Below are 12,008 nucleotides of genomic sequence, written 5' to 3'. Positions count from 1 at the left end.
TGGTTGCAGTTTTCCAGCGATCACTCAACGGTTGATGCCAAAAGCAACGGAATTGGGGTTTGGAATGTTGGAGGGAGGGTCAGTGCCTCTTCTATGTCACTGATGACTGGAAGGTTTATCAGATGTTCATTGAGGAAGGCGACCCCCTTGTCAGCAAGACCTATATGACCTTAAGTGGAGGGGGAGAACACTCGGTTACGGCATTACCTGGTGCGTCTGCACCGTAAGACCTTATGTTACTCCAAATCTGTTGAGATGCTGGAATGTTCACTTCATTTACTGCTTCACTACCTGAAGTATCGAACAGTTCCTCTGCCAGCTTATTTCACTACAATTTCAGCGATGCTTCGTTCGTAAGTCAAAGAGATCTCCTCAGGGCATGAGAAATCTGAGGTAGTGCCCTTTTATAAAGGGCAGAGAAAATTAGGAGTGGCTATCGTAGATGAACCCTAATTGTGCACCTACTGATAGACCGGATCCATCATGAAGCCGTATCTCCTGTGCCAGACCTGCGGTTCCGATGACATCATGAAAAACGGTACTACCCGTCGAGGCAAACAGAACTACAAGTGTCGCGATTGGGGTCGTCAGTTTGTGGAGAATCCCCAATGGCAACCGAAAGATAAAGACACCTGTGCGTTGATCGACCGACTGTTGCTCGATCAACGCATTCCCCTAGCAGGGATTGCACGAGTGCTGCAATTGTCCGAGAGTTGGTTGCAACAGTAGGTGAATGATTGCTACGCCAAGGTACCTCAGCAAGCAAAAGTAGTGGCCAAACCAACGACTCGACCGGTAGTGCAGATGGATGAGTTGTGGTCATTGGTGGATGAAAAAGGCAATAAGCAGTGGGTCTGGCTCGCGATGGATCGAGCAAGTCGTGAAATCATTGGGTGTCATGTGGGCGATCGTTCTACTGAATCAGCACCAGTGTTGTGGCAGTCTCTGCCCCGCCACTACCGGCAATATGCACGGATTTACACGGACCATTGGGAGGCCTATGGGAGTGTACTGCCGAGTAAACGGCATTTTGCCGTGGATAAAGATTCGGGTTTAACCAGTCATATTGAACGATGGAATAACACGTTGCGTCAGCGCACTCGCAGTTAGTGCGACGGAGTTTGTCATTCTCAAAGAAACAGGAAAAATTCTCAAAGAAACGGGAAAATCACATTGGTGCGATTTGGAACTTCATCCATCCCTACAATCAGACGATTCAGGAGAAATTACAACGAGAGCAAAGGGCTGACTTTTCTCCATCCCTTACCTAATGGCACTACCGTTACGCAGGATCGGGAATCCTCAGGGCAGTTTTAGCCTTCAAAAGAGCATCTCGATAACGATAGCTAGCCCTGACAATGGCTCCACGCTGTTCAACCGTTAACGAACTGTAAGGTGTAGCAGCCACCTGTCCCGCGCGGAAGAAAGGTTCTACCGTTTGCAAACAAGCTGTGTAAGCAGACTCTACTTCATCAGCAATAGCTCTATCAAGAATCGCTTCGTAAGGCTTGAACTGACTATGGATGCCAATCCAATTATGTTTAAAGATAAGTAAACTTTGATCAGACCAAGTTTCTTCTTCGCTAGAAATTTTTTTGGCAGGAATTTCTGTTGCCAAACTGAGCATTCCTTTGAAATTCAAAGGCGCACTGAAGTTCTCAGGCTTATTGAGTTCTGCAATCAGAGATTTCACACTTTCAACCAGTTGCTCACCGTAAGGTACTGCTGCATCAAGGTCGCCATCCCGATAGATGAGTGCTTCAATACGATGAAAGCCCTTGAACTCAGGCGAAGTCTCACCTCCATCAATAGCGTAGGGACGAGCATCTATATCTGCATCTTCCTTTTCGAAACTAGCTGCCAATACTTCAATTTCTTCATAAGGGGGGGGCGAGACTTAACGTAAGCATCCTTTGCTAAACTCACATCCCCACTCTTTAATGCTGATAGCAGATTTTCAGCTAGAAGAAGCTGTTCATTGGCAAGTTGACGAAAGTATGTTACCCCGGCATTTACTTGAGCGTTGTAGGGGTTTGGCTGAGCAGCCAAAGGCCTTGCAAATAGAAGTAATAGAATCAATGATATCACCATCATATATCGCACGCTAATCCTCATGATTTCCTTTACCTAATAGCCTTGCAGCACCAATTATGCCATTAGTTGACTAAATTAATGCAACTTATTCTTAATAAGCTTGCACTGTTCTTGTGCACATCTCCTGCATAACGACTAAGGTCAGCGGTTGCCAATGAACTGGAACGCAGCACCGATCGCCCCCTCCAATCCGCTGCACTGCCATGTTAGCTGGAGCACTCACCGATCTCCTCTCAACTCCGCCTCACCAACAATCTCCTGGATGTCTTCGGACTCGCTGATCGCCTCTCAACTAATGCCCTCACCCAATACCCTTCTGGGTGCTTCCGGGCATCCCAGACAAAACTGAAACCACTGCCGCAACAGACCATCTTCTGAGCGCTTTCGAACTGACAAATGACCTCAAACAATGAGAGCAAGGGGCTTTGTTGCATGAATAGCTTTAAGGCCTTAGCTTCCCGTCTCAAACTGCAAACTAGATTTCTAGCTTATAACTGTCAGGCTTACCATTTTGAATCATGCGATTAAGAGCCGCACATTGGAGGAATAGTTCAACGGCCTGATGGTCAAAACTGCGTCGTCGCAATTTTCCACCAAAGATGGTTTTGCAGCGAAACATGAAGGTTTCAGCCAGGGAGCGCCGATGGTATCGACTCTACTGCTGCCACTTTTTATGCCCTCTTTTGCGAATCTATCTCAGTTTCTCATCTCTGGAATGAGGGGGGCCTTTATCATCACTGACATCGTTGGTATAGCTCTACGCAGGTGCGTTACGAAATTGGAATTAGAGAGGGAGTGGGGGCTTCGCCCCCAGCCAGGGATTTCCACCCCTGCACCTCGTCCTAACCACAATGACTACCGCTATACTTACCAAAGCACTGACCACCTCTCCTGTTGCCTCATCGATCCCTACAGGCAGTTTGCGCCAAGTGCGGCGTTTGCCCACTCCGTGTTGTCGGGTTTTCCACTCTCCTTCCCCCTAGACCTTGACTCCGGTAGAATCCACCACGACGTGGATAGCTTCTGAAGCAGGTACAATCGGGATGTCAATGCTCAATTCTCCCTTCGGCGCGACAAGGTTCTATGGTCAGGCACCCGCATCGCTACTCCCATCAGAGCAAACAGCAATTCCACGAACCCTTTGGTTTGACGGAACGGCAAACCAACCAACGATTGCAGGGTTGCCATCAACTCAATTGCCAAGTCACTATTAGTGTTTGAGGCTCTTTTGCGTCCGGTTTTCTCCCGATTGAACTACGCCTCAATTACCGCCTCGCTGATCCAAAAGGTCAAAGGCGTTGCTGAATTTGGGTATGAAATAGGTACTGTATGCTCGAGATTTCGTTTCGATTCATACTGCTTTTCAGCAATGCCCCACGCGGATCTGTCACCGTCAACTGATTGTCCCTGGCATCATAGGTGTAAGTTGTCTTAGGTGACTGGAGAGGACCACTGTCATCTGGATCCGCTCCAGTTACCTCCAACAGTCTGTTTGTATTTAACTCATAAGTTTAGACTGTGCGGTTGCCATTCTCATCAATCTGGGGCGTTTGATTGCCCACCGCATCATACCCAAACCATTGAGTCGCCTGTTCAGCCGTGCCTTTTGCCACAGTGATGCTGCGTAACTGCCCATTGGGATTCAACAGTGGAATGGACTGACCGTTGATCCAGATGGTCATCGGACTGGTGCTGTAGTTATAACGAGTCACCCGTCCCAGTGCGTCAGTCATCGTCTCTATCCGACCTTCCACCATATAGTGTTGTGGTGCATCTCTAAAACTAGACACTTAAAAAGTCAGTTTTTTTAGAGATGCATTACACCTGAGTAAATATCGGGAATGAGCTTACAAGGCGTGCTCAACGCAATTTATTATCGTGCCGATAACGGCATCAAATGGCGCAACTTGTCCTGTGATTTTCTAGCGTGGCAGACGGTCTATGGGTGCTTCCAGTTGTAGGTCAAACTAGGTTTTGGGAGCAAATCAATAGCGCTTTGGTGGAAAAAGTGCAGGTAAGTAAGGGGGGCGAGGCTCAAGCCAATTTGGCCATCATTAATAGCCAGTTCGTTAAACTCGAACAAAAGGGGTGAGGAGCTTTCACCTCCTCACCCCTTTTTCACCCCTTATCCCACTTTTGTTGGAGCGAGTAGTTCATCGGTTTCTGCATTGCCATAAACTCTCTGAATTCGGGCTCCCAGCTTTTTTAGTTTGGTGTCCAGGTTTTCATAGCCGCGATCAAGGTGATGGAGCCCCTGGATTATGGTTTTTCCATGGGCTGCTAGACCTGCGAGCACCAGAGCAGCAGAAGCGCGGAGGTCAGTTGCCACAACTGGTGCGCCTGACAATACGGGAACTCCTCGGATAATGGCATGATTTCCTTTTACCCGGATGTCTGCCCCCATCCGGCTGAGTTCCGCTACGTGGCGCAAGCGGTTTTCAAACACGGTTTCGGTAATCACACTGTCCCCTTCGCTCAGGGTCAGAAGTGCCATAAATTGTGCTTGCATATCCGTTGGGAAGCCTGGATAGGGAAGAGTTTCAATATCGGTTGCAATATGGCGATGAGTAGAAACAACCCGCAACCGATTGGGACCTTCAGAGAGCACCTGAACGCCAATGGCTTGCAGCTTGGCAATCACGGCTGCCAGGTGGTTGGGCAAAACGGGGGACAGGCTAATTTCAGAGTGGGTAATGGCACCCGCAACTAGGAAGGTGCCCGCTTCGACCCGGTCAGGAATGATGGAGTAGTCCGTTGAATGCAGACTAGGCACACCGGAAATGATAATGGTATTGGTGCCCGCGCCCCTGATTTTGGCTCCCATCGCTCGACAGAAATTTGCCAGGTCAACCACCTCTGGCTCCTGGGCAGCATTTTCGATGATGGTTTCTCCATCGGCCAGAGTAGCTGCCATCATCAGCGTTTCAGTAGCTCCAACGCTGGGGTAATCCAGATAAATGCGGGCTCCCTGAAGTCGGTTGCTGGTTCCTCGAATGTTGGCGTAGACCATACCGTGGTCAATTTGTACATCTGCCCCCATCGCCTGTAATCCACGCACGTGCAGGTCAACCGGGCGGGCTCCAATCGCACAACCTCCTGGTAACGGAATCCTGGCGACTCCCAGACGTGCCAACAGGGGACCAATCACAAAAAAACTGGCACGCAACTGGCTGACTAGCTCGTAGGGCGCTTTTGATTGGGATATGTGGGAAGCATCAATGTTCAGGCAGTCTGCTTGCTGCTGTAGCTTGACCCCAAGCGATGCCAGGATCTCGCCCATGCGAGTCACATCCACCAGGGAAGGAACGTTGCGAATTCGACATTCCTGGGGACAGAGTAAAGCGCCAGCCATAATGACCAGAGCAGAATTCTTGGCTCCGCTGATGGTTACGTGCCCACTCAATGGGGCACCACCCCAAATATGTAGAACGGGGTTGCTTTCTTCTGGAGAAGCCGGAGAGTTGGGTAGGGTCGATGAAAGAGTAATTGGTCTATCCTCCGCAATCGATAACGAAATAAAACTTGGAAAGTTTTGGTTTAGATTCTACAGGAAAGATTAAGTTTGTCCAGGAATTCCTGGAATGGGCGATCGCCCCTAGTCAGGTTATCACCCCTGAGGATCGGCAACCTTATAAACTAAAATAGATTGACACGGGCATCAATTTAGTGAATGATTAAGAGTCACGGCTTCGTTGTTCACGAGCGGAACTGGCGGAATTGGCAGACGCGCTAGATTCAGGTTCTAGTGTCCGCAAGGACTTCCGGGTTCAAGTCCCGGGTTCCGCATATTATTCATTTAGGCAATTGGGCAGGCTTGGGCAAAGGTCTGCCCAATTGTTTTTTTAGTCTTATTAAGACTTGTTTATACCTTTGCTGTAATTTGTAACAAGATTTCAATAGGTCGGGAGGAGTAAAAGACAGGACAGTTTTGGGTTACGAATTTTGACTTTTGAATTCAAGGCCAAATATGCTCACCAGTCTTCAAAACCCTCTGGTTAAGCAGATGCGGAAGTTGCATCAGGCAAAGGAGCGCCATCGGCAACAACTTTTCTTGCTGGAGGGGACTCATTTACTGGAGGCAGCTTTGACTGCCCGATGTCCGTTAATCACCGTCTGCTGTACGGTCGAATGGCAGACTCGTTATCCTAAGCTTTGGGAGCAGGCAAGTCAGCAAGCCCAACGGGTAGAGGTTGTCAGTCCAGAAGTGATGCGGGCGATCGCGACCACCGTCGAACCTGATGGTGTGGCAGCCACAGTTGAACGAACCGTCACCCCCAGTCCCACCTTCACAAGTTTGGGGCTAATCCTGGAAACTATCCAGGATCCCGGTAACCTGGGCACCATGATTCGCACAGCGGCAGCCGTTGGAGTAGATGGGCTGTTGCTCAGTGCTGATAGCGTTGATCCCGACCATCCCAAGGTACTGCGAGCTTCAGCAGGGGAGTGGTTTCGGGTACCAATGGCATCCAGCCAGGATTTAGCAAAGGAGTTATCCCACTATCAACGGCAGGGGATGCAGATTATTGCAACTTTGCCGACCGCTCCACAAATCTATTGGCATCTCGACCTGCGGAGACCGACCCTGATCTTGCTGGGCAATGAAGGAGCAGGTCTTTCTCCCAAACTGGCTGCATTAGCTGATGAAACCTGCAAAATTCCCCTGAGTCCAGGGGTGGAATCACTCAATGTGGCGATCGCCGCTGCTCTCATCTTGTACGAAGCCAAACGGCAGCGGGAGCAGTAGCGGGGAAGGGGGTAAGAAGAGCCCCTTTCACCCATCTACACTTCCACTCCCTAACAACTCTCTCCTTCCCCCTGCTTCTGGTTCTCGATAAACGCTTCAATGTCGGCCACAGCCTGTTCAAAGGTGTTGAGGTCAAATTGAAGTAGTGGGGTTGCTTTCAGTCCTTTGGGTTGGGCGGTATCTGGCTCTGGCTGAGCAGGCTGAGTTTCCGGTGACTGGAGTGTATTGTGCAGTTGGTCAAGGGATTCCATAAAAGCCCTGGCTGCGGCACGACGCAATTCTCGCTGACGCTGGTTCATCATAGTGCTCAACTCCAAAAAAGTTAGGGATTCCAAAAGCCAGGCTGTATTTTTAGTGGATTTTCACACGTCTGGATCAAAACCAGAAGGCTAATTGTGACACTCTAAAATGAATGGCCTCGGGTTAGGGAGAGGGGTATGCGCCTAAACCTGTGATCTAGAATGCCCAATCTTGACCTGATGACTGCATCTTAAATGAGGCGATCGCAAGCCAGAGGTTGTCCAATCACCCCTTTCCAACCGAAAATAGGGAAGAATTAACGGGAGAAAGCTGTGAGCCAGTCATTCGATTACGATTTGGTTATTGTTGGAGCCGGTGTGGGGGGACATGGAGCCGCACTTCACGCCGTTAGTTGTGGATTGAAGACTGCCATTGTTGAAGCAGCAGACATGGGCGGAACCTGCGTCAATCGCGGCTGTATTCCGTCAAAGGCACTGCTGGCCGCATCAGGGAAGGTGCGAGAACTACGCAATGCCGAACATCTAAAAGCATTGGGAGTCCAGGTTGGAGACGTGAAGTTTGATCGGCAGGCGATCGCGGATCATGCAAACAACATTGTCACGAAACAGCGAGAGGCACTGGTGGCTAGTTTAAAGCGCCTCGGTGTGGATGTGATTCATGGTTGGGCCAGGGTTGCCGGGGTTCAGAAAGTGACTGTCACAACGGCGGCGGGTGAAAAGACCATCACCGCAAAGGACATTATTCTGGCTCCCGGTTCGGTTCCCTCTGTGCCGCCTGGAGTCGAGATTGATCACAAAACGGTCTTTACCAGCGATGATGCGGTTCGCTTAGAGTCGCTGCCGCCATGGATTGCGATCGTTGGCAGTGGCTACATTGGTTTGGAGTTTGCCGATGTCTATTCAGCGCTGGGTTGCGAAATTACACTAATTGAGGCACTCGATCAACTCATGCCGGGCTTCGACCCAGACATTGCCAAACTGGCACAGCGGGTATTGATTACGCCCCGTGATATTGAGACCAAAGTGGGCGTTCTGGCGAAGAAAGTAACCCCCGGTTCACCTGTAGTGATTGAACTGGCCGATGCCAAAACGAAGGAAACCATAGAAGTCCTGGAGGTGGATGCTTGTTTGATTGCAACCGGGCGCATTCCCTTCACAAAAGATCTGGGGCTGGACTCAGTTGGTGTAGAAATGGATCGGCGTGGGTTTATTCCCATCAATGATCATCTTGCCGTGCTGGCTGGGGGGGAGCCGGTTCCTCATCTGTGGGCCATTGGAGATGCAACCGGCAAAATGATGCTGGCACACACCGCTTCGGCTCAAGGAATCGCTGCTGTCGAAAATATCTGCGGAAGACCCCAAACCGTTGATTACCAGAGTATTCCAGCCGCCGCATTTACCCACCCTGAAATTGGCTTTGTGGGGATGACGGAACCTGCCGCCCAGGAGAAGGGAAAGGCGGAAGGATTTGAGGTGGCGTCGGTGCGAACTTACTTTAAGGGGAATGCGAAGGCGATCGCCGAAGGCGAAACCGAGGGCATTGCCAAGGTCATTTATCGCAAAGACACCGGGGAGGTTTTGGGCGTTCACATCTTCGGTCTGCATGCTTCAGATTTGATTAGCGAAGCCGCCAGCGCCATTGCCCAGCGCCAATCCGTTCACTCTCTTGCCTTTCTCGTTCACACCCATCCCACCCTATCGGAGGTCCTGGATGAAGCCTACAAGCGAGCGATCGGGGTGCATTAACGAACTCTTTGGCACCTGTAAATTCTTCCTGTTGCGTTACGCTATCAAATAGCTTTGATGGTAATCCCTTTGGAAAGGTCAGTTTTCCAGCGACCGTTATATTCACCCATCCTAACTCAAGTCCGGCTAGCAAAGTTAAACAAGGTTAATGGAGATCCGTCGTCGTCCCCCCAATCCAGTCGTTTCGGTTGAGGAAGCACGCTACCAAGTGAAAGTTCCCGGTAGCGATCCCCAGCATATTCTGGAGGAAATCGTCTGGCACAAAGAAGGTGAAGTTGAGCGGATGCGGGAGTTCCTGCCGTTAGTTGAACTTCAAAAGAAGGTGCGCGATCTTCCTCCCCCCGAGAACTTTTTAGAAGCATTGAAACACGGTAAAACTCGACCTGCTGTAATTGCGGAGGTCAAAAAAGCTTCCCCCAGTAAAGGCATAATTCGGGCAGATTTCGATCCGGTGGCGATCGCCTAGGCCTATGAGCGAGGGGGAGCAACCTGCCTTTCCGTTCTGACCGATCAAAAATTCTTCCAGGGTAGCTTTGATAACCTCTCCAAAATTCGGGCTGTCACCAATCTTCCCCTACTATGTAAAGATTTCATCCTTTATCCCTACCAGATGTATCTGGCGCGAGCCAACGGTGCCGACGCGGTGTTGCTCATTGCAGCCATTCTTACCAATAAAGACTTGCAGTACTTCCTCAAAATTGCCAAAACGCTGGAGATGACGGCACTGGTTGAAGTTCACACCCTGGAAGAACTGGATCGGGTTCTTTCTCTGGACGGGGTTACGCTTGTGGGGATTAACAACCGCAACCTGCAAAATTTTTCAGTTAGTTTACAAACCACCTGCGACCTTCTGGCACAGCGGCAGGAGCAGCTACAAGCCCGTGAAATTCTGGTGGTCAGCGAGTCAGGGTTGCATACGCCTGCCGATCTGCAGTTGGTGGCAAACGCAGGGGCGGAGGCTGTGCTGGTGGGTGAATCCCTCATGCGACATCCTGACCCTGCTGAAGCTTTAACTCAACTTCTGTCAGCTTCTGTTGCTCTTTCTTAAACTTCGACCGTTTGCGATCGCTCGTTATCTCTGGTTCATTACCCCCTTGTTTAGCCCGGTTGTTCATTAATCCATCAAAATAGGTCGCCTGCATGGAACCCATCCCCTTCCCGTCCCACATTCATTACGAATTACTACTTCAGCTTTTAGAACGTCAGACAATGTTCGCTGCCAATTCTAAGCCTGTTGTACAGGATCAGGTGCATCAACTCATCATCACCCTCCGTAAAGCACTGGCCCAGCAAAAACAGTTGGAAGAGAGTTGCCAACATCACAAGCTGCCAATCGAATATCGCTGGTCTCTCAATGACCTGCATCTGGAGCAACCTGCTACACAAACCATTGCTAGCGTGTCTCAAGAAAGCACGCCCTAAAAAAGGACTCAAAATTCCCGACTTTTTTCTGAAACGTTACTGGTTGGAGTTAACCCTGCTCAAGAAGTTGCGGATCCAGTACCCATGGAACTTCAATAGCCATGATCTGACTCAAATTTCTCAAACTTTGTAAAAAAATGGGGTTTCTGAGGGAACGAAGTTCAGAAAAGTTTCAATTAGATTTAATCTACAATATCGGCATTCTTCTACGGAGTCTACTAATGTAGATCAGGTTTGGTTGTGGAAGGGGTGAGCCAGCCAGCATTCCGGGAGGTCCTGAGTGTCTGAGCCGAACATTGTTCATGATTCCTGGACGGCAGAGGGGAACCCATGCTCTGACCGAAGAACTGTTGTGGGAGAGATGGCGATCGCCCCCCAGGCCCCAGCCCAACTAGAACTTTGCTTCGATCTCCTACTGGATACCGATTCCAGGGAGTTAGACCCGGCGGCTCAGGCAATTATTCAAAAATTGAAGCAACAGGCAACGGAGGAATTAGAGCGGCAGCGGCAGGTGTGGGAAAAAGAACAGGCCGTGCTGCTGGCAGAGTTGGTGCAGGTGCGATCGCTCTCCCACAGGCAGGTTGAGCGCATCCACCACCTAGAGCAGGCGCTCGATCAATCCCAGGCCTGCTTAAACGAAATGCGCCTTCAGATGATTGACCAGCAGTTTCTGGAGACCCAGCTTGCTTCGACTGAAGAAATTGCCAACATTCAGCAGCAAGCAATTGTCCGGCTCAAGCGGCAGCTTGCGGAGCAGCAAGAAACGCTGGAACACCAGAAGACGGACCATCAGGAACGAGATCGCAACCTGCAAGAGTTGCTGACTATGATGGAAACCCTGGCTCAGACCCAGCAGGCTGAGCTCGAAAATCTTCGCAACCAGATTGCCCGCGATCGCGCGGAAGGGCAAATTTATCAACAATCCTTAGAACATCAACTGGCGGAGTACAAATCGGCCTTTGGCACCCAACAACAACGACTTCTGGAGTTGGAAACTGCCTCCCTCTCTGCCCGAACGCGAATGGCTGAGCTAGAAGTGCAGCTAGAACAGGCCCAGGCGCAGGTAAAGGAGCTGACCCAAACGTTGAGCGACCGCCAGGCAACCCTCGACCAGTTAGAAGCAGAGTTAAAACAAGCCCGGAAGCATTTAGAAGACCAGCCAACGCTGATTGTGGACGGTCCCCAGTCAACCCATCACACTCACCAGAAAAAGGCCAATTCTGAGACTGAACGGGAATTGGCGATCGCCCAGACAAAGGTCGAAGAATTGGAAACCGAAATCGCCCGCCAATTAACCACCCAGGCCATGCTTCAGCACGCCTGCCAGGAGTTGGAAAAAGAGCGGGAGCTTCAGCAGACTCGTATCATTGCTCTGGAGCGGCAGACGCACGAAATGCAGGAGCAGATTTTGCGCCAGGCCCAGCAAGCCAGTGAATATGAAACAGCGGTGCAGCACTGGAAAGACCGCTATGTCAATAACCAGAACCGGGCATTGCAACTTAAAGACCTGCTGGAACAGGCATTTTCCAACCTCCCAGTGGAAATTGCCGAATTGCTGGCTGCTATGCAAACATCGACTGGTGGCATCTCCGAACCTGCCAGCCCGGCTCAGTTGACATCTCCCAGTTTGGCTCCCTCTCCCAAGGTAGACCTGCCGGAATTTTTGATGCGTCGCCGCAGCTACAAAACAAAGCGATCATAACCCTTAAAGAATCAGCGATCGCCCCAATCATTACGGCTGA

The 12,008-nt window shown here is 50.3% G+C and carries 13 protein-coding genes, 1 tRNA gene and 3 pseudogenes; 11 read left to right on the top strand and 6 right to left on the bottom strand.

From position 1 onward, the window contains the following. Positions 1–83: 83 nt before the first annotated feature. A pseudogene (locus P4D80_RS15760) lies at positions 84–357 on the top strand (IS1 family transposase); the annotation flags it as partial. 126 nt (positions 358–483) lie between these two features. Then, positions 484–1,271: pseudogene (locus P4D80_RS15755) on the top strand (IS1 family transposase). Positions 1,272–1,282: 11 nt separating this feature from the next. On the opposite strand, the gene P4D80_RS15750 reads toward P4D80_RS15755, so the two are convergent. Then, on the bottom strand, positions 1,283–1,864 hold the full coding sequence (locus tag P4D80_RS15750; protein WP_421654952.1) for an EfeM/EfeO family lipoprotein: 582 nt from the start codon (positions 1,862–1,864) through the stop codon (positions 1,283–1,285). Between the two features lie 384 nt (positions 1,865–2,248). Here P4D80_RS15750 and P4D80_RS15745 point away from each other — a divergent pair, with 384 nt between their 5' ends. Then, positions 2,249–2,443 (top strand): hypothetical protein, encoded by a 195-nt coding sequence (locus tag P4D80_RS15745; RefSeq protein ID WP_421654951.1) that lies wholly within the window; start codon positions 2,249–2,251, stop codon positions 2,441–2,443. A 126-nt stretch (positions 2,444–2,569) separates the two neighbouring features. Here the strand turns inward: P4D80_RS15745 and P4D80_RS15740 are convergent, their stop codons facing one another. Continuing rightward, positions 2,570–2,713: a hypothetical protein gene (locus P4D80_RS15740; RefSeq protein WP_421654950.1), complete on the bottom strand. Its 144-nt coding sequence runs from the start codon at positions 2,711–2,713 to the stop codon at positions 2,570–2,572. 232 nt (positions 2,714–2,945) lie between these two features. On the opposite strand from P4D80_RS15740, the gene P4D80_RS15735 reads away from it, so the two are divergent. Then, on the top strand, positions 2,946–3,077 hold the full coding sequence (locus P4D80_RS15735) for a hypothetical protein (RefSeq protein WP_421654949.1): 132 nt from the start codon (positions 2,946–2,948) through the stop codon (positions 3,075–3,077). A 70-nt stretch (positions 3,078–3,147) separates the two neighbouring features. On the opposite strand, the gene P4D80_RS15730 is transcribed toward P4D80_RS15735, so the two are convergent. Together P4D80_RS15730 and P4D80_RS15725 are read right to left on the bottom strand one after the other, a co-directional pair. Beyond that, complete coding sequence (locus P4D80_RS15730; RefSeq protein WP_421659546.1) at positions 3,148–3,282, bottom strand: transposase; 135 nt, start codon at positions 3,280–3,282, stop codon at positions 3,148–3,150. A gap of 323 nt (positions 3,283–3,605) precedes the next feature. Then, complete coding sequence (locus P4D80_RS15725; RefSeq protein WP_421654948.1) at positions 3,606–3,827, bottom strand: hypothetical protein; 222 nt, start codon at positions 3,825–3,827, stop codon at positions 3,606–3,608. A gap of 108 nt (positions 3,828–3,935) precedes the next feature. Between P4D80_RS15725 and P4D80_RS15720 the strand changes: the two genes are divergently transcribed. After that, positions 3,936–4,055 (top strand): transposase, encoded by a 120-nt coding sequence (locus tag P4D80_RS15720; RefSeq protein WP_421654947.1) that lies wholly within the window; start codon positions 3,936–3,938, stop codon positions 4,053–4,055. 164 nt (positions 4,056–4,219) lie between these two features. On the opposite strand, the gene murA is transcribed toward P4D80_RS15720, so the two are convergent. After that, positions 4,220–5,581: a UDP-N-acetylglucosamine 1-carboxyvinyltransferase gene (murA, locus tag P4D80_RS15715; protein WP_421659545.1), complete on the bottom strand. Its 1,362-nt coding sequence runs from the start codon at positions 5,579–5,581 to the stop codon at positions 4,220–4,222. A 215-nt stretch (positions 5,582–5,796) separates the two neighbouring features. Between murA and P4D80_RS15710 the strand changes: the two genes are divergently transcribed. Both P4D80_RS15710 and P4D80_RS15705 read left to right on the top strand, forming a co-directional pair. After that, positions 5,797–5,880 (top strand) — tRNA-Leu (locus tag P4D80_RS15710). A gap of 181 nt (positions 5,881–6,061) precedes the next feature. Then, complete coding sequence (locus P4D80_RS15705) at positions 6,062–6,838, top strand: TrmH family RNA methyltransferase (protein WP_421654946.1); 777 nt, start codon at positions 6,062–6,064, stop codon at positions 6,836–6,838. A gap of 50 nt (positions 6,839–6,888) precedes the next feature. Here the strand turns inward: P4D80_RS15705 and P4D80_RS15700 are convergent, their stop codons facing one another. Beyond that, positions 6,889–7,140, bottom strand: a complete 252-nt coding sequence (locus P4D80_RS15700; protein ID WP_421654945.1) for a hypothetical protein — start codon at positions 7,138–7,140, stop codon at positions 6,889–6,891. Positions 7,141–7,410: 270 nt separating this feature from the next. Here P4D80_RS15700 and lpdA point away from each other — a divergent pair, with 270 nt between their 5' ends. From lpdA to P4D80_RS15680, 4 genes and pseudogenes are all read left to right on the top strand, one after another. Next, positions 7,411–8,844 carry a dihydrolipoyl dehydrogenase gene (gene lpdA / locus P4D80_RS15695; RefSeq protein WP_421654944.1) on the top strand — a complete coding sequence of 478 codons (1,434 nt, stop codon included), beginning with the start codon at positions 7,411–7,413 and terminating at the stop codon, positions 8,842–8,844. A 148-nt stretch (positions 8,845–8,992) separates the two neighbouring features. Further along, a pseudogene (trpC, locus tag P4D80_RS15690) lies at positions 8,993–9,892 on the top strand (indole-3-glycerol phosphate synthase TrpC). Between the two features lie 92 nt (positions 9,893–9,984). Next, a complete protein-coding gene (locus tag P4D80_RS15685; protein ID WP_421654943.1) occupies positions 9,985–10,266 on the top strand; it encodes a DUF5340 domain-containing protein in 282 nt (93 codons plus the stop codon). A gap of 280 nt (positions 10,267–10,546) precedes the next feature. Beyond that, positions 10,547–11,968, top strand: coding sequence for a hypothetical protein (locus P4D80_RS15680; RefSeq protein ID WP_421654942.1), 1,422 nt, complete (start codon positions 10,547–10,549; stop codon positions 11,966–11,968). Positions 11,969–12,008: the final 40 nt, after the last annotated feature.

This window comes from Leptothermofonsia sp. ETS-13 (genome assembly GCF_049200465.1).
Lineage (GTDB): Bacteria > Cyanobacteriota > Cyanobacteriia > Leptolyngbyales > Leptolyngbyaceae > Leptothermofonsia.
Note: the sequence above shows the minus strand (reverse complement) of the source record. Positions and strands in the feature narration are given on the sequence as shown.